Source organism: Leucobacter alluvii (assembly GCF_039530485.1).
Classification (GTDB): domain Bacteria; phylum Actinomycetota; class Actinomycetes; order Actinomycetales; family Microbacteriaceae; genus Leucobacter; species Leucobacter alluvii.
Genome location: NZ_BAAAOP010000004.1, coordinates 128,970 through 148,474 on the forward strand (window position 1 = coordinate 128,970; position 19,505 = coordinate 148,474).

The 19,505-nt window shown below is 67.4% G+C and carries 19 protein-coding genes; 13 read left to right on the plus strand and 6 right to left on the minus strand.

Annotated features, from left to right (window positions below):
- Positions 1-978 carry a hypothetical protein gene (locus ABFX18_RS04015; protein ID WP_346057476.1) on the minus strand — a complete coding sequence of 326 codons (978 nt, stop codon included), beginning with the start codon at positions 976-978 and terminating at the stop codon, positions 1-3.
- 110 nt (positions 979-1,088) lie between these two features.
- Between ABFX18_RS04015 and ABFX18_RS04020 the strand changes: the two genes are divergently transcribed.
- Both ABFX18_RS04020 and ABFX18_RS04025 read left to right on the plus strand, forming a co-directional pair.
- On the plus strand, positions 1,089-1,775 hold the full coding sequence (locus ABFX18_RS04020; protein ID WP_346057477.1) for a response regulator: 687 nt from the start codon (positions 1,089-1,091) through the stop codon (positions 1,773-1,775).
- 102 nt (positions 1,776-1,877) lie between these two features.
- The gene (locus tag ABFX18_RS04025; protein ID WP_346057478.1) at positions 1,878-3,305 is read left to right on the plus strand and encodes an acyltransferase family protein; all 1,428 of its coding nucleotides are present in this window, start codon (positions 1,878-1,880) and stop codon (positions 3,303-3,305) included.
- A gap of 96 nt (positions 3,306-3,401) precedes the next feature.
- On the opposite strand, the gene ABFX18_RS04030 is transcribed toward ABFX18_RS04025, so the two are convergent.
- Both ABFX18_RS04030 and ABFX18_RS04035 read right to left on the minus strand, forming a co-directional pair.
- The gene (locus tag ABFX18_RS04030; RefSeq protein WP_346057479.1) at positions 3,402-4,373 is read right to left on the minus strand and encodes a quinone oxidoreductase family protein; all 972 of its coding nucleotides are present in this window, start codon (positions 4,371-4,373) and stop codon (positions 3,402-3,404) included.
- A gap of 82 nt (positions 4,374-4,455) precedes the next feature.
- Positions 4,456-4,665 carry a hypothetical protein gene (locus tag ABFX18_RS04035; protein ID WP_211649762.1) on the minus strand — a complete coding sequence of 70 codons (210 nt, stop codon included), beginning with the start codon at positions 4,663-4,665 and terminating at the stop codon, positions 4,456-4,458.
- 411 nt (positions 4,666-5,076) lie between these two features.
- On the opposite strand from ABFX18_RS04035, the gene ABFX18_RS04040 reads away from it, so the two are divergent.
- Both ABFX18_RS04040 and ABFX18_RS04045 read left to right on the plus strand, forming a co-directional pair.
- A complete protein-coding gene (locus ABFX18_RS04040) occupies positions 5,077-5,277 on the plus strand; it encodes a hypothetical protein (RefSeq protein WP_346057480.1) in 201 nt (66 codons plus the stop codon).
- A 61-nt stretch (positions 5,278-5,338) separates the two neighbouring features.
- A complete protein-coding gene (locus tag ABFX18_RS04045; protein ID WP_346057481.1) occupies positions 5,339-5,602 on the plus strand; it encodes a DUF2188 domain-containing protein in 264 nt (87 codons plus the stop codon).
- Positions 5,603-5,635: 33 nt separating this feature from the next.
- Here ABFX18_RS04045 and ABFX18_RS04050 read toward each other — a convergent pair whose 3' ends face one another.
- Complete coding sequence (locus ABFX18_RS04050; RefSeq protein ID WP_346057482.1) at positions 5,636-6,097, minus strand: Lrp/AsnC family transcriptional regulator; 462 nt, start codon at positions 6,095-6,097, stop codon at positions 5,636-5,638.
- A gap of 158 nt (positions 6,098-6,255) precedes the next feature.
- On the opposite strand from ABFX18_RS04050, the gene pdhA reads away from it, so the two are divergent.
- From pdhA to ABFX18_RS04090, 8 genes are all read left to right on the plus strand, one after another.
- The gene (gene pdhA / locus ABFX18_RS04055; RefSeq protein ID WP_346057483.1) at positions 6,256-7,350 is read left to right on the plus strand and encodes a pyruvate dehydrogenase (acetyl-transferring) E1 component subunit alpha; all 1,095 of its coding nucleotides are present in this window, start codon (positions 6,256-6,258) and stop codon (positions 7,348-7,350) included.
- Positions 7,347-8,417 carry an alpha-ketoacid dehydrogenase subunit beta gene (locus ABFX18_RS04060; protein WP_346057484.1) on the plus strand — a complete coding sequence of 357 codons (1,071 nt, stop codon included), beginning with the start codon at positions 7,347-7,349 and terminating at the stop codon, positions 8,415-8,417. Before pdhA ends, ABFX18_RS04060 begins: the two co-directional genes overlap by 4 nt.
- Complete coding sequence (locus ABFX18_RS04065) at positions 8,417-9,820, plus strand: dihydrolipoamide acetyltransferase family protein (RefSeq protein WP_346057485.1); 1,404 nt, start codon at positions 8,417-8,419, stop codon at positions 9,818-9,820. Before ABFX18_RS04060 ends, ABFX18_RS04065 begins: the two co-directional genes overlap by 1 nt.
- A gap of 209 nt (positions 9,821-10,029) precedes the next feature.
- Positions 10,030-10,311: a hypothetical protein gene (locus ABFX18_RS04070; protein WP_346057486.1), complete on the plus strand. Its 282-nt coding sequence runs from the start codon at positions 10,030-10,032 to the stop codon at positions 10,309-10,311.
- Between the two features lie 3 nt (positions 10,312-10,314).
- A complete protein-coding gene (locus ABFX18_RS04075; protein WP_346057487.1) occupies positions 10,315-11,121 on the plus strand; it encodes a hypothetical protein in 807 nt (268 codons plus the stop codon).
- Entirely contained in the window at positions 11,115-11,366 is a 252-nt protein-coding gene (locus ABFX18_RS04080; RefSeq protein WP_346057488.1) for a hypothetical protein, read from the plus strand. The genes ABFX18_RS04075 and ABFX18_RS04080 overlap by 7 nt, the downstream gene beginning before the upstream one ends.
- Positions 11,363-11,806 (plus strand): hypothetical protein, encoded by a 444-nt coding sequence (locus ABFX18_RS04085; protein WP_211649751.1) that lies wholly within the window; start codon positions 11,363-11,365, stop codon positions 11,804-11,806. The genes ABFX18_RS04080 and ABFX18_RS04085 overlap by 4 nt, the downstream gene beginning before the upstream one ends.
- Positions 11,807-12,107: 301 nt before the next feature.
- Entirely contained in the window at positions 12,108-12,806 is a 699-nt protein-coding gene (locus ABFX18_RS04090; RefSeq protein WP_346057489.1) for a hypothetical protein, read from the plus strand.
- Between the two features lie 70 nt (positions 12,807-12,876).
- Here the strand turns inward: ABFX18_RS04090 and ABFX18_RS04095 are convergent, their stop codons facing one another.
- A complete protein-coding gene (locus ABFX18_RS04095) occupies positions 12,877-14,208 on the minus strand; it encodes an MFS transporter (protein ID WP_346057490.1) in 1,332 nt (443 codons plus the stop codon).
- Positions 14,209-14,304: 96 nt separating this feature from the next.
- Here ABFX18_RS04095 and ABFX18_RS04100 point away from each other — a divergent pair, with 96 nt between their 5' ends.
- Positions 14,305-15,189, plus strand: a complete 885-nt coding sequence (locus tag ABFX18_RS04100) for an alpha/beta fold hydrolase (protein WP_346057491.1) — start codon at positions 14,305-14,307, stop codon at positions 15,187-15,189.
- A gap of 61 nt (positions 15,190-15,250) precedes the next feature.
- On the opposite strand, the gene ABFX18_RS04105 is transcribed toward ABFX18_RS04100, so the two are convergent.
- Complete coding sequence (locus ABFX18_RS04105; protein WP_346057492.1) at positions 15,251-19,435, minus strand: DUF5979 domain-containing protein; 4,185 nt, start codon at positions 19,433-19,435, stop codon at positions 15,251-15,253.
- Positions 19,436-19,505 lie beyond the last annotated feature (70 nt).

Here is a 19,505-nt window from a genome sequence, read left to right on the forward strand (position 1 = left end):
TCAGCTTCTCCTATTCTGAGGTGCGACGCCAACGGCGTCGTGTCGTGTTGATGCGGCCGGTGCTGGTGCGAAGCCCGGGTGATGGTGCGCGATGAGCAGAATGCCCGCCGCCGCGGCCCCGCCGCTCGTCACCAGCCCGAGCAGAGCGATCGGTGGCAGCGGTGCGTATTCGCCGAGCAGCAGGACGCCGACCCCCACGGCTACGAGCGGATCGAGCACCGGCAGCCCCGCGAGCACCGTCTCGGGCGGTCCGCTCGCGTAGGCGGTCTGCACCAGCCAGAGACCGACGAGCGCGGCGGCTCCGAGAAGTGCGATGAGCGCCCACATCGCACCGGGGGCGATGGCGCGTGCGCCGTGATCGCCGAGCGTCCCCGCTCCGTTCCGATGCAGGATCGCGACGCCTTCGACCGCCACCACGTGCATTGCGGCTGCGACGGCGCCGTACATCATGCCGGCGGTCACCACGCGGGAGAGGTGACCCGCTCGGCTCACCGCGACGAGCCCCCCGGCCACGATGCCGGCGCCCAGCGCCACCGAGAGCTGCAGCACCTGAGCATCAGCGGGGTGCGCATCCCGGGTGAACCCGGCGCTGACGAGCACGAAGGCCACGACGGCGAGCACGGTGAGTGCGATGCCGGATGCCAGTCCGCGAGTGATCCGCAGCCCCGACGAACCTGCGCTGATGACGGCCGCGACGACGAGGGCGAGTGCGCCGACGGGCTGCACGACGGAGATCGGGGCGAGACCCAGCGCGACGACGTTGAGTGCGGTCGCGCCCACGATGACGGCGCCGCCGAGCAGCCAGAGCGGGGATCGCCACATCTGGAGGAGCCCGTCGGGGATCCGCGCGTTCGGGCGGGGCTGCGACGCCGGGTCGCGATGCATCGCGCCGAGCCGCACCGCGCGATGCTGCAGGTGCGTGCCGGCGGCCAGGCCGACGGCGCCGACTGCGGCGAGAAGCACAGGGAGGAGGACCATGCGGTTCACCGTACGAGCCGCTCACGCATCTGCGCGTCACCCTCAGGGGTCGACTCGGGTGGTACCTCCGGGTGATCCTCCCACTCGATCTTCTCGATACCATCGAGTTCATGGTGCCGTCAGACCGAGAAAATGCCCCCGTGCGGGTGGCGATCATCGACGATCAGGCGATGGTGCGCCAGGGGTTCGGCGCGCTGCTCGACGCGCAGCCCGACCTCATCGTCGTCGGCAGCGGGTCGGACGGCAGCGAGGCCGTGGAACTGGTGCGGCGATCGCGGCCCGACGTGATCCTCATGGATATTCGCATGCCCCAGATGAACGGTCTCGACGCGACCAGGGCGGTGCTCTCGATGCCCGGGCTCGATCACCCGCGGGTCATCATGCTGACCACCTTCGACGCCGACGAGTACGTCTTCTCGGCGCTGCAGGCCGGCGCGAGCGGGTTCCTGCTGAAAGACGCGACCGCGGAAGACCTCATCGCGGCCGTCCGCGTCGTCGCCGCGGGAAACGCGCTGCTCGCGCCCTCCATCACGAGCAAGCTGATCGCCGACTACGTCGCGCGCCCGGCGCCCCGCGACACCTCAGCGCTGCTCTCGCCGTTGACGGAGCGCGAGCTCGGAGTCATGAAGCTCGTCGCGGTGGGCAAGTCGAACAGCGAGATCGCGGAGCACCTGTTCCTCTCCGAGCAGACCGTGAAGACGCACGTGTCCCGGGTGCTCGGAAAGCTCGGATTGCGGGATCGCACGCAGGTCGTCATCGCCGCGTACGAATCGGGGCTCGTCGGCGTCGGGCGCTGATCCGCCTCACCCCGCAGTTCGGCCGGTTCACCCGCGCGAGTGACGCGGAGCGGGCCACCCCGCGTCTACCGTCTCTCCTTGTACCCGATGCAAGGAGCCACCGTGACACTCACCCACTCGCAGCCCGACCTGCTCGCGCTCGACGGCCCGGCCTCACCGCCGCCGGCCGCCCGACCGGCCTCGCCTGCGCGGCCAGCCTCGCACCGCGACCCCACCGTCGATGCGGTGCGCGCGGGCGCTCTGCTGATCGTCGTCGTGCTGCACGCCCTCATGGTCGGCGCGCAGATCGCACCGACCGGGGCGCTGCGCACGAGTGTCGCGCTTTCTGGCGAAGCCTGGTTCGTGCCGATGACGTGGGTGCTGCAGATCATGCCCCTCTTCTTCATCGCCGGCGGCTTCGCCTCACTGTCGCAGTGGCGGCGCATGCGCGAACGCGGTGCAAGCGCCGCCGAGTACGTCATCGCACGCACGCGCCGCCTGGCCGTGCCCGCGATCCTCATGATCGGATCGGTCGGCGGAGCACTGCTGCTCGCCCGAGCGCTCGGGGCGGACGCCGCCCTCATCGACGAGGCGAGCCTGCGGATCGGCCAGCCGCTGTGGTTCCTCGCGACCTACTTCGGAGTCACCGCGCTGGTGCCGGCGCTGGCGTGGCTCCACGACCGGATCCCGCTGATCACCGTGCTCGCGCTCGCCGTCGGCGTCATCATCGTCGACGTGGCGCATGCACGTCTCGGCGCGCCGGTCGGGTATCTCAACCTCGTGCTCGTCTGGCCGCTCATGCAGCAACTCGGATTCCTGATGCGCGACGGGCTGTCGTTCGCCGTGTGGCGCCGGCGGGGCCTGATCACCGGCCTGCTCGCGTCACTGGCGCTGCTGCTCGCGTTGATCGGGCGCGGATGGTCGCCCGACATGCTCGTGAATCTCAACCCGCCGACGACGGCGATCATGCTGCTCGGCACGGCGCAGTTCTTCGTGCTCCAACTGCTGCGCCCTCGACTCGACTCGCTCACCCGCGCGCCCCGCCTCACGCGCGTCATCTCACGGGCGAACGCCGTCGCAATGGGGGTGTATCTCTGGCACATGCCCGTCGTACTCGGCCTGGTCGCCCTCATGTGGAGCGCCGGCCTGCCCCTGCCTGCCCCGCACTCGGAGGCGTGGTGGGCGACGCGCCCGCTGTGGCTCCTCGTGATCGGGTGCTGCGTGCTGCCGGTGGCCGCCTGCATCGCACCGCTCGAGCAGCGGATAGTCGCGCGACTTCAGGCGACGGCTACGGCGACGGCGACGGGCTTCGGCAGCCGCGCCGGCATGCGGGGGATGCGCGGGATGCGGGGGATGCGGGGGATGCGGGGGATGCGCGGCTGGTCGGCGTCGCTCAGCGTGCTGTGCGGCATCGGCGGAACCGCCAGTGCACTGCTCGCCGGGATCGCCTCGCCCCTGCCCTACGCAGCCGCGCTCGCGCTCCTCGCACTCGGCCTCCACTTCGCCACGCTGCGCCCGCGCCCACGCCCGCGCCTCGTGACGCTTCGGTGAGAGATGCCGCTTCGGTGAGTCGGTTCGCGCCCGCAGCTGCGCACCGACGCGAGATCTCCTGCCGAAGCCGCCGGCGTCTTGCCGGGCGGGCCGCCGCTACGGCTCGAGAATCACCTTGCCCGTCGTGGCTCGCGACTCGAGCGCCTGATGCGCGGCAGCCGCCTCGGCCAGCGGGAACCGGGCGCCGATGCGGAAGTCGAGCTGGCCGGCCTCCATCGCTGCGAAGAGCTCGCGATAGCGCCACGCCCGCTCTTCAGCGGTGCGCACGAAGTGCCCCATCGAGGGTCGGGTGACCGACAGGGATCCCCCCGCGTTGAGGCGCTGCAGGTCGAAGGGCGGCACTGGGCCACTCGCCGCGCCGAAGAGCACGAGCTCGCCGCGCACGCGCAGCGCCGCCAGCGAATCGTCGAACGTACGCGCCCCGACTCCGTCGTAGACCACCGCGACGCCCTCCCCGTCGGTGAGCTCACGCGCCCGTGCCGAGAAGTCGTCGTAGTCGAAGACCTCGGCGGCCCCTGCACCGAGACTCAGCTCGCGCTTCTCGGCCGTCGAGACGGTCGTGAACACGCGCACCCCGCGCGCGACCAGCAGCTGGGTGAGCAGCAGGCCGACTCCACCGGCTCCTGCGTGCACGACCACCGTCTCCCCTGCCCGGGGCTGCGCGGCCGACGTGGCGAGATAGTGCGCGGTGATCCCCTGCAGCGGAATGGCCGCGGCGACGTCGGCCGCGATGCCCTCGGGCACGCGCACCGCTCGATCGGCCGGAACGACGAAGCGCTCGGCGTAGGTGCGCGAGGCCTCTGCTGTGGTGATCACGTCACCGGCTGTGTACCCCTCGACGCCGTCCCCGACCTCGAGCACCACGCCGGCGGCTTCTCCTCCGGGGGTGAAGGGGTACTCCACGGAGTAGATGCCCGATCGCTGGTAGGTTTCGATGAAGTTCACGCCGACGGCGCGGGTCTGCACGAGCAGCTCGCCCGCCCCGGGCGCGGGGCTCTCGACCTCGGTGAATCGCAGCAGCTCTGGGCCGCCGGCCTCGGCAACGGTGATCGCGCGCATCTTCGTCATGATTTCAGCCTACGGCGATCGCTCGATCAGCGCTGCCGGAAACTCGCGCTCGCTGCGAGGGTAAGCGGGCGAACGCGTGTTCCTATTCCCGAGCGGGATCGCCTTCGCCATCGCCCCGTTCAAACGCCTCGACGACCTCGGGGCCATCAGTGTCGTCGGGCATTGGCTCGGTGTCCCGAAATGGCTCCGCGTGCGGGTACCCGTGCCCTTGAACAGTGCCGCTCGTTTCGTGTTTCATCTCCTCGTCGAGTTCGGGTCCATGCTTCGAACTGCCCCGCTCAGTGCCGTTCATCTCTGTTCCTCCCGTTGAGCTACTTCATTCGCATTCCTGTCAGGGCGGCGACCTCTCGGCTGTGTCGTGCAGCCGGGCGAAGATCGATGTCTTCACCCGGCTCACCGCGATCGCAGCAGGTGCGTTGCGGTTCGCGAAGTCACCGCATCGACAAGCCTGAGCAGCTTCTCCCGATGCTGCGATGGCCTTGAAACGGCCGCGCATCTCTCTTACTCTGCGCGCCACCATGGCAGCGCGAAGCACGAATGCCCGGGAGATCTCGCTTCTCAAGTCTCGGGCCGCTCCACGTGCGTGTTCGTGCGCGGCACGCAGGACGCCGGTTATTCAACCCCCTCGCGCCTGACAAGATCCGCTGAAATGGTAGGTCCCCCAGTAACCACGGGACGCGATCAGGAGCAAAGGAGTATACGAATGAGCGACCACTTCTCCGCAGAAGTACCGGAAGCCGACGCCCTGGAGCAGAACCGGAACGCGGGGTTCGACTATGAACCAGCTTCTGAAGACGTTCTTTCCACGTCATCTGAAGCGGACACGGCAGATGCGCTTGAGCAGTCGATCACGGTGGAGCTTGATGACGACGATGCGTCGTCGGTCGAGACGTATCGTGACTGAGACACGACAGAGCTACCCAGCATCGACGCAGAAACGTGGAAAGCAGCAGGAGGACAGCGCGATGAGCCAATTGACGGTGACGACCAAGTCGAAGAACGGCCAGTGGGTGAACGAAGTGGAAGGCGCCCCTCATCTCTCGAGGAGTTTCCGGGACAAAGAAGAAGCTGTACAGGCTGCCCGTGAATTCGCCGCCGCGCACGATCGCGAGCATCGGATCGAAGAATCGGATCCGACGGGGGCGATTACGGATCCGGATCCCGCGTCATCACCTGAGGCGGAGTCGGCGGACCCCAACCCACAGGTACCCTTTTCGGAGCCGGGCTAACCGCAGCCTGGACGGGCGTACCCGACCGCCGTCTCATCGATCCGCGGTAAGCTCGGGCGGCTGACCGCCGCCGAAATCCTCGAAGATCAGAATGGTGCGGGTGTTGCGCACACACCGAATCGACTGAATGTCCTCGAGCACCACGCGCCGCAGGTGGCTGTTGTCGGCAGCGCGCACGAGCAGCAGTACGTCGAAGTCGCCGCCGACGAGCGCGATGTGCTCGACTTCCGCGATCTCGCCGAGCCGGGCGCGCACCTCCTGCCATCCGGTCTGGTCGATCAGCAGCGTCACGTAGGCCGAGGCGTGAGCCCCAGCGCGCACCGGGTCGGTACGCACCGTGAAGTTCATGATGACGCCGCTGTCGACGAGCTTGCGCACGCGGGCATGCGCTCCTGCGCGCGAGATGTGCACCGCCTCGGCGAGCGCGGTCATGGAGATTCTGGCATCGTTCCTGAGCACTGCCAGGATCGCTCGATCGGTGTCGTCTACCTGCATGTCTGCTCCCTTGGAGACCGGCTCGTCGCCTGATACAGATATCCAGTATTCAGGCTGTTCTGCAATCAAACATACAGAAGTCGGGCGAAATCGTGCACAGGCGCGTGAATTGCGAGCACAATAGGCGACACATTGACGGACGGATTCAAGGAGGAACCGTGTCCCGATCAGCAGACGCGCTGTTGCCGCGCGACATCCCCGTGCAACTGATCGACGCCGCGGGCGTCGTCCAGCCCGACCCCGAGTTCGCCCTGCCCGATCGCGAGACGCTGCGACGCGCCTACGCGGGGCTCGTGAACGGCCGCCGCATCAACGATCAGTGCAATGCGCTCGTGCGCCAGGGCCGGCTGGCCGTCTACCCGGCATCGACCGGCCAGGAGGCCTGCCAGATCGCGGCGGCGCTGTGCCTCGAGCGCGGCGACTGGCTGTTCCCGACCTATCGGGATTCGGTCGCGGTGATCGCTCGCGGCGTCGAGCCGGCGAATGCGATGGTCCTGCTGCGCGGAGACTGGCACTCGGGCTACGACCCGACCGAGTACGGGATCGCGCCGCAGGCGACTCCGCTCGCGACGCAGCTGCTCCACGCGGTCGGCTTCGCGCACGCCGCTCGGCTCCGGGGCGAAGACACCGTGGTGCTCGCGATGTGCGGCGACGGCGCCACGAGCGAGGGCGACTTCCACGAGGCGATGAACTTCGCCGCCGTCTTCCACCTCCCGGTCGTCTTCTTCGTGCAGAACAACGAGTTCGCCATCTCGGTGCCGCTCTCACGGCAGACCGCGGCGGCGTCTCTCGCGCACAAGGCCATCGGATACGGAATGCCCGGCGAGCGCGTCGACGGGAACGACGTCGCCGCGCTGCTCGCCGTGCTCGGAGCGGCCGTCGATCGAGCCCGTTCCGGTCAGGGCCCGAGCTTCATCGAAGCCCACACGTACCGCATGCTCGCGCACACCAACGCCGACGACGACACCCGTTACCGCGACCGCGAGGAGGTGCAGGCGTGGGTCGGACGGGATCCGCTCACCCGCCTGCGCAGCCACCTCCGCGAGTCAGGCGCCCTGACCGAGGCCGACGAGTCGGAGCTCGCCGCTGCCGCGGAGGAGATCGCGAGCGAACTGCGATACGCGATGAACGCGGACCCGGAATTGAACCCCGAGGACCTCTTCACCCACGTCTTCGCGCAGCGACCCGAGATGCTCGACGCGCAGTGGGACGCGCTGCGCGACGAGATCGAGCGCACGGAGGTCGAGTCATGAGCACCACGATGGCGCACGGCGCCGCTCCGGCCGGAACGCCCGCCGGCGCTGCGCCAGCCGCTCGCGACGCCGAAGCAGGGGCGACGACGGTCGAGACGCTGACGATGGCGAGCGCCCTCAACCTCGCCCTCGCCGACGCTCTCGCGAGCGATGACCGCGTCGTCGTCTTCGGCGAGGATGTGGGAGCGCTCGGCGGCGTCTTCCGCATCACCGACGGCCTGACCGCGCGATTCGGCGAAGACCGCTGCTTCGACACACCCCTTGCCGAGTCGGGCATCGTCGGCACTGCGGTCGGAATGGCGATGAACGGTCTCGCCCCGGTCGTCGAGATGCAATTCGACGCCTTCGCGCTGCCTGCGTTCGAGCAGGTGGTGAGTCACGTCGCGAAACTGGGCAATCGCACCCGCGGCGATCTCCGCATGCCGATGGTGATCCGCATCCCGTACGGCGGCGGGATCGGCGGTGTCGAGCATCACTGCGACTCCTCCGAGGCCTACTACGCTCACACGCCCGGGCTCACGGTGGTGTCCCCGTCGACGCCGCAGGACGCATATTCGCTCCTGCGCGCGGCGATCGCCTCCCCGGATCCCGTGGTCTTCATGGAGCCGAAGAAGCTCTACTGGTCGACCGGGCCGGTCGATACGTCGATCGCCGCCGATCTGCGCCGCGCCCGCGTCGTGCGGCCGGGCAGCGACGTGACGCTCATCAGCTACGGCCCGTCCGTTCCGATCGCCCTCGAGGCAGCCGAGGTCGCGGAAGCGGAGGGGCGCAGCGTCGAGGTGGTCGATGTGCGCACCCTGACACCGTTCGACGATCGCACCGTGATGGAGTCGGTGCGGCGCACCGGCCGCGCTGTGGTCATCGCCGAGGCTCCGGGCTTCGCCAGTGTCGCGTCGGAGATCCAAGCCCGCGTGTTCGAGCAGTGCTTCGAGTACCTGGAGGCGCCCGTGCGGCGCGTGACCGGATTCGACACCCCGTTCGCCTCACCGAAGTTCGAGCACTGGTACCTGCCCGACGCCGAGCGCGTACTCGACGCCATCGAAACCCTGCACTGGGAGGATCAGTGATGAGCACGCGCGTCTTCAACCTGCCAGACCTCGGCGAGGGCCTCACGGAAGCCGCGCTCGTGCGCTGGATGGTCTCCGTCGGCGACACCGTCAGCATCGACCAGCCCATCGCGGAGGTCGAGACGGCCAAGAGCATCGTCGAGCTGCCCTCGCCCTACGCCGGCGTGGTCGTGCAGCTGCACGGCGCCGAGGGCGATGCACTGCTGACCGGCTCCCCGGTGCTCGAGGTGCTCGATGAGCGGGCGCCCGAAGCCGCTGAGCCCGCGGTCGGCTCGCCCGAGTCACCCGGAGCGCCTCCGTCGCCGGACGAGGAGCGCGAGGCCTACCGTCACGAGGAACGGGCGGGATCCGGCAACGTGCTGATCGGTTACGGCACTGGCCGCGGGCCCGCGAAGGGCCGTCGCCGCCGGGCCAGGGGCGGCATCGGCGGGGGGCGCAGCGGCGCCACCTCGACTCCCGCCCTGGTGCACGAAGCCCCCGCCCCGGTGCGGATCAGCGACGCACCGCGCCGCACGGTCGCCGTGCGGTCTCCGATCGTGCGGCGTCTCGCCCGGGAGCTCGGGGTCGACCCGCACCGCGTGCGGGCGACGGGGAGCGATGGCGCGATCACTCGCGCCGACGTGCTGCGCGCTGCGGATGCGCCTCGCGCAGATGCTTCCGAGGGCACTCAGCAGGATCCCGTCACCGCAGGCGCGCACACATCGCCGCTGCCGGTGGCCCGCGTCGAGCGCTTCAGCCCGCTCCGGCGCGTCGTCAGCGAGACGCTCTCGCGCAGCAGGGCCGAGATTCCCGAAGCGACGGTGTGGGTCGACGTCGATCTCACCGAGCTCTGGGAGCTGCGCCCGCTCATGGCGGCGGACGGCGAGCGGCCGCCATCGCTCACGGCGATCCTCGCCCGCTACACGCTGCTCGCGCTGCAGCAGTACCCGATTCTCGCGAGCCGCCTGGCGCCGACCGGTGACGCGATCGAGATCTACGAGGGCGCGAACCTGGGCATCGCCGTCGACACGAGCCGCGGGCTGATGGTTCCGGTGATGCGCGATGCGCACGCGATGTCGATCGCCGAGCTCGACCGCGAGCTGCGGTCGCTCAGTGCGACCGCGCGCGACGGGCGCACGCCCCCTGAGCAGCTCAGAGGCTCCACGTTCACGTTGAACAACTACGGCGGCCTCGGGGTCGACGGCTCCGCCGCGATCATCAACCACCCCGAGGTCGCGATGCTCGGGATCGGGCGCGTGCTCGAGCGTGCCTGGGTGGTCGACGGCCGCGTCCAGGCGCGGCGCATCGCCCAGCTCTCGCTCGTCTTCGACCATCGCGTCTGCGACGGCGGCTACGCGGCTGGCTTCCTGCGCGCGGTGGTTGATCTGCTTGAGCACCCCATGCGCGCCTACCCCGCGGTGTGAGGCCACTACCAGCTGGTGACGGCGCGCACCCGAACCTCTTGTACTGACGCACACGGGCAAAGCACTGAGTGTCAGGGGCAGGGCGCTGTTTCTTCGGGCAAGGGCACTGATTCGCGGGCCGGAGCACTGACGAAGACGGTTCACGGCGTCCCTCCTGGCTAACGTGTCGCTCATCGCTTGCGACGCGTTCAGCTCAGATTGGCAGCCATATGAAGTTCGATGTTGATGAGATCAAGAGAGCAGCAAATCGTTTGACTCACGCCTTCGCCGAAGTGAGGAATTCCGGATACGTCTCGTGTTCGGACTGCGGCAGTGGTGTCGTCGCCGACACACTTCAGTTGTTCGTCGACGAATTCTCACAGTCGGTTCAAGCCGAGAAGGAGCGTGCGCGGAGCACCGCCGAGTCCATGCATGAGTGCGCTGACGATGTCAATCAGGTTGAGACGGCTCATGTGCAAGAGATCCGTCGTTACTTGGCGATGATGAGCTGAACGATGAGCACGCAATGGACAGACGAAGATCCGGGCGCGGGCTCGACAGCGTCACTGGAAAATCTTGCTTCGAAGTTCTCGTCGATGAGTGCAGAATTGGAAATGGGTCGAGGTGATGTCGCCAATAGTCTCGAAGTGTTTTCCGATTACTGGTCTGGGCTCGCGGCATCGGCGGCTCAAGAGCGAGTCAGCGCAATACAGGTTCGCGCCGAGACGCTCGAAGAGGCTGCTGCTGCGGCAAAGCGAGCTCTGAACGCATACATCGATGAATTGGAAGCGATACAACCGCTTGCGAACGATCAGATCGCCATACGCGAGCATGCAAAGGAACAGGTTAGAGAGATCGCGTTCGAGTTGAGCGCCTTATCGGTCACTGGGGACCATTTCCAAGATACAGAGAAGCGGAATGATCTCGAAATGCGACTCAGAGAAGCTCGCGATTCTGAGGAACACGCCGTGGGCCGCGTGCTCGATCTTGCGAAGCGCCGTCAAGCCGGCGATCACGCGCTCCTGGAGACCCTGCGGGCAGTGCTCGCGGACGGCTGGGATCTTCCAACAGGGGCTTTCCCGTCAGATCGCTCCTGGGAGCAGCAGGTTTTCTATGAGTACGATATGGGGCACTCCTTAGGGGTGAGCACGGACGAGTACACCGCTCAGGAGCTGATGGATCTATTCAAGAAGCACCCGACAGAGATCTTCCCGTTTGTGGTCACCGGCGACTCGGCAGAGTTTCGGGATGGCGCGGTATTTGAACTCTCGGAGACCCTGTTCTTCTTCAAGGTGGAATTGACACCGGCAGAGTTGTGGTAAATACGACGGATACCAGCGTCAAGTTCACGGTCATTTCCGACAACTACTTCGACGGCCCAGGGTCCACCATCGAATTCTCGATCGTGGAGAAAGGTGGGCAGTTCGCGCTGCGGAAAGTTGCAAACGCCGAGAAAGCACAAGCCGGGGTGGCGCAGCTGGCCCCGGGCGGTGCCTACCTTTCATGGTCACTACAAGCGGCTGATTTCAAGAATGTGATCAGAAAGTACGGCGCAGGTAACCAATGACTCGAAACTCGACACTCTCCCTGGTTTGCTTCGGCCCACTCGTGTGCAGTGCACCGTTCGTGCTCTATGCGGTGATCTCCGCACTACTCGAACCGGACCGATTCGGTCTTGCGATGTATTGGGGTTTCGGGCTGCTGGTTCTTCCAAGCGTTGCAGTGGGATTCTTCACTGGGCTGATCGGGTATGGCTGCAGTGCAGCGGCGCGGCGATCGCTGCATTGGGATCTTCCCATACCCCATGCGCTCATCGTCGGGGCGGGGAGTGGCGCATTCGGCGCGGTTCCGGTCGGCTTTCTGGTGTCTGTCACGAAGCTTGGTCTCGATCTACCCATGGCGATCCTGGCGAGCGGGATCTACGTGTTCGTCGTCTTCACCGGATACGTCCTTCTCTGGGAACGACGCGCACGGCGACCGCACGGCTCGGACGGGAATCACCCCTGATCAAGTGTTTCGGAGCCTATTTCTGTCTCTCGTGCTCGCGGGCTGCGTCTCCGTCGGCTCGCCCTTCCTCGCGTGGTGCGTCCTGTATCGTCTTATCGATTCCGACGCTTGGTGGGGTATCGGTTGGATGCTGATCCTGTTCATCGCTCCAAGCACCTGAATCGGGGTGTACTCGGGATTGGCTGCGTACGCGTGCGACCATTGGGTGCGCCATTCGTTTCACTGGGACGCCCCACAACCCCGCGCCCTCATCGTCGGGGCGGGAAGCGGAATATTCGGAGCGGTTCCGCTCGGCTTCCTCGTGTCAAACACGGGGCTCGGGCTCAGTCTTGCCCTGTCCATCCTCGTGAGCGCGATCTACGTGTTCGTCATGTTCGCCGGATACGTCCTGCTCTGGGAACGACGTGCGCGGCGCCGGAATGACGCGGATCAGGCGTCGCCCGACCCGCTCGCTCCAGGGGACGCTCCACACGAGCCGATCGATACGACCGAGCCCGCGGGGTTCCCCACCCACTTCGACCGCACCGAGAATCTCATGGAATCGGCGAGTCGAGACGAGAGGAATTCCTCTCCGTACTGGCCGCGAAGCCTCTTCCTCTCTCTCGCTCTCGCAGGTTATGCGTCAGTCGGTTCGCCTTTTCTGGTGTGGTATCTCATCGAACTCGTTCTGGTTCCCGATTCCAGAGAAGCGGTCGGCTTGATGCTCTTCATGTACATCATTCCCAGCGCTTTTCTCGGCTTGTTCACGGGCGTCGCGGCGTACTCCACTGACCGATGGTCGCGTCGAAGATACCGCCGCTTTCCCCGCGCCCTCTTCGTCGGGTCGGGTAGCGGCGTCATCGGAGCGGCTCCGCTCGGTCTGCTCGTGTCATCGACAGCTCGCGGTCTTGCCCTGACGCCCGCGATTCTCGGGAGCGCGATCTACGTGTTCGTCGTGTTCACAGGATACGTTCTGCTCTGGGAACGACGCGCGCCGCGACGCCACGGCTCGGACGGGTGACACCTGCCCCTGACCGCATCGCGGCCCGACGGGATCGCTTCCCGCCGGGCCGTGGTGCGCCGGTCGCCGGCTAGACCGTCACGACCTCGTTCGAGCGCGTGTTCAGCGCGACGCCCTTCGGCTCCTTCACGAGCGACACGGCCACGAGTGAGACGATCGTCACGCCGAGGATGTACAGGCCGATCGTCCACGACGCTCCCGTGGCGCCGAACACGAGATCGGCGATGAGCGGAGCGAACGCACCGCCGAAGATCGCGCCGATCGCGTACCCGATGGAGACCCCGGAGTAGCGCACGTCGGCGGGGAACATCTCGGCGTAGAGCGCGGCCTGCGGGCCGTAGGAGAGTCCGAGCCCGACGGTCATCAGGAACAGGGCGAGGAGGTACATGAAGATGTTGCCGGTGTCGATGAGGAACCACATCGGCACGGCCCAGATACCCAGCAGCACGTACCCGATCTGGAAGGTGCGAACGCGCCCGATGCGGTCGGAGACGATGCCGCCGAACAGGGTGAACGCGAGCCACCCGAAGGAGGCCAGTGTGGTGGCGAGCAGCACCGGGGGCCGCTCGAGGCCGAGCCCGCCCTCGGCTTCCGGCCGCGTCGCATACGCCGAGAAGAAGGCGATGAGCAGGTAGCCGGCCGCGTTGTTCGCGATGAAGATGAGTGCGGCGAGCACCACCTCCTTCGCGTGCTTCGAGAAGAGCGTCTTCAGCGGTGCGGCAGATTCGCCCTTGCGCTCCTGCAGCTCCTTGAAGACCGGGGACTCCTCGACGGCGCGGCGGATGAAGTAGCCGACGAGGATCAGCACGATGGAGAAGAGGAACGGGAGGCGCCAGCCCCAGGTCAGGAACTGCTCCTCGGTCAGCGTCGTGGTGATGACCCACATGGTCGCGGTCGCGAGGATCATGCCGAGCGGCACGCCGATCTGCGGGTACGCGCCGAAGAAGCCGCGCTTGTTCTCGGGCGCGTGCTCGACCGACATGAGGGCGGCCCCGCCCCACTCGCCGCCGGCCGAGAAGCCCTGCAGCACGCGGAGCAGCACGAGCAGCACCGGCGCCGCGACGCCGATCTGGGCGTAGGTCGGCAGCACGCCGATCAGGGCGGTGGCGAGCCCCATCAGAATGAGCGTGAGCACGAGCATGCGCTTGCGCCCGAGCCGGTCGCCGAGGTGCCCGGCGACGATGGCGCCGAGGGGGCGGAACAGGAAGGAGATGCCGAGGGACGCCCAGGCGACGATCTGGCCGACCGTCTCACCCGCGGGGGCGAAGTAGAGCGTCGCGAAGACGGCGCCCGCCGCCTGCGCGTAGATGAAGAAGTCGTACCACTCGATGGTGGTACCGACGACGGTGCCCGCGAGCACCTTGCGCCGTTCCGCCTGCTTGGCAGCAGCAGTCATGGTCATGTGAACTCCGTTGTTCGTATGGACGGCCAAGTTACCGACCGTTCGGCCAGTAATAGAGCGTACACGAATACGACCCATCGCATGCATGATGGGAGCATGTTCGAGAACTTCGCCGTCGAAGACATCGCGACGAATGAGGCGACCATCCACGTGCGGCACGGCGGCGACGGGCCGCCGGTCCTGCTCCTCCACGGGCATCCGCGCACTGGGGCCACCTGGCACAGCGTCGCCCCCAGGCTCGTCGACGCCGGGTATTCGGTGATCTGCCCGGATCTCAGGGGGTACGGCCGATCGCGGGGACCGGATCCGACCGAGGATCACAGCGCTCGCTCGAAACGCTCGATGGCCGGGGATCTGACGCAGCTCATGACGGTCCTCGGTCACGATCGTTTCCACCTCGTCGGACACGACCGCGGCAGCTACGTCGCGCTCCGCCTCGCGCTCGACCACGGAGAACGAGTCGATCATCTGGCGCTGCTGGATTGCATTCCGATCAGCGAGCACCTCGCTCGCGCAGATGCTCGGTTCGCCGCGCTGTGGTGGCACTGGTTCTTCTACGCTCAGCCCGAGACTCCCGAGCGCGTCATCAACGCCGACCCCGAGAGCTGGTACGGCGCGGACCCGGAGCGCATGGGTGCTGAGAACCATGCGGAATGGTTGGCGGCGATCCGCACCCCAGGTGTCGTGCGGGCGATGCTCGAGGACTATCGCGCCGGACTCACGATCGATCGCGCCCATGAGGAGGCCGACCGCGCCGCTCGCCGTCGGCTCTCGATGCCGGTACTGGCGCTGTGGTCGGAGCAAGACGACCTCGAACAGCTCTACGGCGACCCGCTCGCGATCTGGCGAGACTGGGCGGTCGATGTACGAGGGCACGGCATCGACTCGGGTCATCACGTGGCCGAGGAAGCGCCTGCGCCCCTGAGCCAAGCGCTCATCGACTTCTTCCCCACCCGCAACGCGGAAACACCCGATCGCTGAGGGCGGGTACGGATCAGGGGCGGCCGGGCTCTCGGCCGGGCGCCCCTGTCAGATGCGTCTCTTACAGCGCGCGACGGCGCCGTGAGAGGAGCAGCAGCACCCCACCGGCCACGAGCCCGGCTGCGAGCAGAGCACCGGTGAGCAACTCACCGCCGGTCACCGCGAGCCCGGGGGCGACCCCGATCTCGTTCTCGAGATCGACGAGCGCCTGAGCACCCGCGTCTCCCGTGACGGTGAGCACGATCCGCTCGCCCGCTCCGTCGATCGACGCACCCGCCGACTCGGTCGACCAGTCGGCTCCGACCCAGCTGACGGCTGCGGGCAGATCCGCCGCCGTTTCAGTGAATGTCACCTCAGTGCCGAGCGGCAGCCTGTCGAGCACCGTCGGCTCGCCGGCGACGAGCTCGAGCTCGACGCGCTGGGGTTCACCCATCAGGTCGGTCCAGCTCGCGCTCACCGGGTACACGGTGTCCGCGGGCACCTGCGATGCACCGTCGCCCGTGAGCGACTTGGTCACCGAGAGGCTTCCGAGCTTCGGCGTCACCGTGTTGATCAGGTCGACGGCCAGCGTCTGCGCGGCCCCGATGGTGAGGGTGGCGGTGCCGTCGTCGTGCACGACGAGTCCATCCATCTCCCATTCGGGAGCGTTCCAGCTGAACGCATCTGCGTCATCGGAGGCAGCCTCGGAGAGCGTCACCTCCGTGCCGTGCGGAAGGCTCCCGTCGAACTGCACCGGAGTGCCGTCGGTCGGGATCGCGAGCTCTGCCGAGTGCGGCTCACCGGCCTCGAACCACGAAGCGGTGACCGCGACGGACTCGGGGACGCCCGCCGCTTCGAGCTCGACGCCGTCGACATGCTTCGCCACGGAGAAGGTGCCCGGAGCCCACGTCGCCTCGTTCACCACGGTGACCAGGGTCATCTCGCCCTGCTGATCCGAGACCACGATCTCGGCGCTGCCGTCACCGTTGTCCGTCACCCGGTCGCCGGAGATGGCGATCGCGTCCCAGATGACGGTGTCGATGCCGGGGCGGTCGCCCTCGGTGATCGTGACGACGGTGCCAGCGGGAAGGTCGACTCCCAGCGGGGTCGGTTCGACCGCGTTGATCGTGAGGTCCTTCGACTGTTCACCGTCTGCGTCGGTCCACGTCGCGGTGACCGGGAACTGCGTCTCGGGATCGACCTCTCCCGCTGCCGCGCCTCCGATTCCCTTGAGCAGGCTGATGCCGGCGACTGACGTCGCAGCGTGGTTCTCCAAGAACACCTGCGCAGTCGCGTCGCGTCCGATCGTCACGGTCGCCGACTCTTCGGTCACGACGACGCCGTCACCGGACCAGACGGGTGCCCCCCACGCAATGCCAGAAGCATCTTCGAGCGGAGTCTCCATCAACTCGACCTGCGTGCCGACCAGCAACTGCTCGCCGAATTCGACGGGCGTGCCATCGGTCGGCACCGTGAGGGTCTTCGAGCCGGGTACGCCCTCCTGCTCCCAGACCGCGGTGACTGTCACCGCATCGGGCACGGCCGGATTATCAGCCTCGGCGCCGGTCACGTTCTTCACGATCGAGAACGTTCCCACGGTCCGCTCGACGCTGTTCGTCAGCGTGACGACCGCTGGAGCCGTTGCGTGGTCGCCGGTGATCGTGATGCTCTCCGGGGAGAAGACCGGGTCGCCCCAGGTGAACCGGTCATCGTCGACCGGGCGCGCTTCGCTCAACGCGACCGTCGCACCGATCGGCAGATCATCGATGAGCACGGGTGCTCCGGCCCGCACGGTGACCGTGCGATCCGCCTGCTTCGGGAACCCTTCGCCCAGCGCGGTCGTATCGATCGCCGCGGTCACTTCGTAGGCGCGATCCGTGTCGACCTGGCTCGCCGCCCCGCCTGCGATCTGCTTCACCAGCGACACCGCGCCGAGCTGCGCCTCATTCGTGAGGTCGACGGTGACGTTGCTGCCCGGTGTCAGTGCTGCGACGGCGGTCTTCCCGCCGTCACCCACGGTGACGGCTTCGCCCTCCGCGAATACGGGATCACCGAACACGACGCCGGGGATCGCCGGGAAGGTCGGTTCTGACAGCGCCACCGTCCAGCCGAGGCCGCGCGAGTTCGGGCCGCTGATCCGATCGCCGTTCAACGGCACCTGGAGGTCGTACTCGAGCTGCATCTGGCCCTGCGGATCGATCTCCTGCACGTGCACGGTGAACATCGTGCCCTCGGGAACGAATGCTGCTCCCGCAGTGTCGGCGAGGGTCTTGCTGATCCCCACCGAACCGCGTGAGACGCCCTGACCCGTGCCGCTGCCGCGATTGCTCTGCGTCACCGACTTCTCATACGTCTTCCCAGCGACCTCGGCGGAGTTGCCGTACGAGGTGCCCGGCGCGTCCATGCCACCGCTCGAGGTGCACGACGTGTAGCTGATCACGTACTGGTACTCGGCGCTGAACCCAGTCGCCTGGCTCCCACCGGGCTGCGCCAGCGTCGGGCGCGGGATCGCGAGCGTGATCACCCCATCCTCGTGCGACGCGGTCACGGAGTCGGTGAGATCGACAGTCGCGAGCCCCCCGTTTCCGACCTGGTCGCGAGCTTCGACCTTCAGGCCGAGCTGCGAAGCCAACCCGCTCGTGGGATCACCGGCGACGCACACTTCGTGCGCACCGGAGAGGGTGTCCGTGACGACGAGGTCGCTGTCCACCGCCGAGAGCCGCTCGCCCGGGACGGTGATGTTCCAGTTCATGGTCGTCTGCGGGAGGTGCTCGACGCCGTCGAGCGTGACCGACCTGCCGTTGATGGCGCCGTTCTTGCCCTCGGATCGTCCGGGGACCCTGGTCTCGGTGCCGGCGACCTGACCGTCGACCTCTACCTGGTTGGTGTACGCGGTGCCGCCTGCTGGCAGCCCGTCCTGACTCACGCACGTCGAGTAGGTGATGACGTACCGGTAGTCCGAGGCCTTGAAGGAGAATGCCGGATCGGAGATGTCGAAATCGATCGCGAATGCCTGCGCCGAGGAAGACGTCACAGTCGGGGCGAGCATTCCGGTGACGTCGCGCTGGAGCTGATTGCTCGGGCCGTAGCGCTCGGTGATCCGGATCCCGCTGATCGTGTCGCTGCACACCTCGTGCCCGGCTCCGAGCTGTTCGCTGAACACGAAGCCGTCCTTGCCCAGCAGCTGGTCGCCCGGCACGCTCACCGTCCAAGCGATCTTTCCGTTGCGCTCTCCACCGCCGAGCACCGTGCCCGACTTGGTGAGCGACCCCTGCCACGGTCGCGGATGCAGCCCGATGATGCCAGAGGACTCGCCCCACACATCGATGCTGGCCTCGTTCGTGTACTCGGTGCTCTCGGGGTCGATCTGCCCGTCGGGCGTGCAGGTGTCGTAGGTGATGCGGTACGTCACGTCGGGATCGAAGCCGCCTTCGGGAGCAGTGAGCTTGATCGTGAAGTGCTGCGCATCCGCGCCCGGCACGATCTCGGCGACGCTCGTCACGTCGGCGACGGCACTGCCTCGCACCGTCTCCACCTTCATGTTCGACGGCGTGCACAGCGCGTGCCCCGCTCCGAGCGTGTCGGCGACGTTGATGACGTCGTGGGCCTGCATGCGCGAGCCCGGGAGGTCGATCGTCCATTTCATGGACCAGTTGTTGGCGTTCATCTCGCCCGTCTTGCTCCAGGTGTCCGGAATCTCGATGCCGTCATCGATTCCGCCGCCACCGGGCAGCTCGACGGGGACGTCCTGCCCGTTGAGGTCGAAGACGAGGGCTTGCTCGTCCGTCGCCTCCACTGCCGTGACGTCGAATGCGAACTCGCCGCTGACGAGCTCGGGATACAGCGCGACTTCCTCGGTGAGCGTGCACGTGACGATCCCCGTCGACGCGTCCGCGAGACACGTCGCCCAATCGACGACCTCTCCCGTTTCCGTCGGCCCGCTCAGCGAGAACGGCACGTTGGCCGGGATCCGCAGTTCTTTGGGAAGGCCGATCGTGAAGACGTCTCCCGGCTGCGGGTCCGCCGCGGCCGCATCCCAGCTGCCCGTGACCGACACCGTGTCGCCGACGACCAACTGTCCGCCGGGCCCGCTTCCCGCGCCGATCACCACTTTCGTGACGGCGATCTCGGGGTTCGGAGCGGCGTTCGCCGCCGCGGGAATCGTCAGCAGACCGCTGACGGCGAGCAGCGCCGCGGTCAGCGCTGAGATGATCCTTCCGATTCGGAAGGGGCGGACCTGATGTCCGTGTGTGCTGTGGGAACGCATGTGCGCGCTTACTCTCCTCGTGCTCGTGGCATGGATGGACCGCGTCTACGCGGCGATTCCGGGGCGCCCG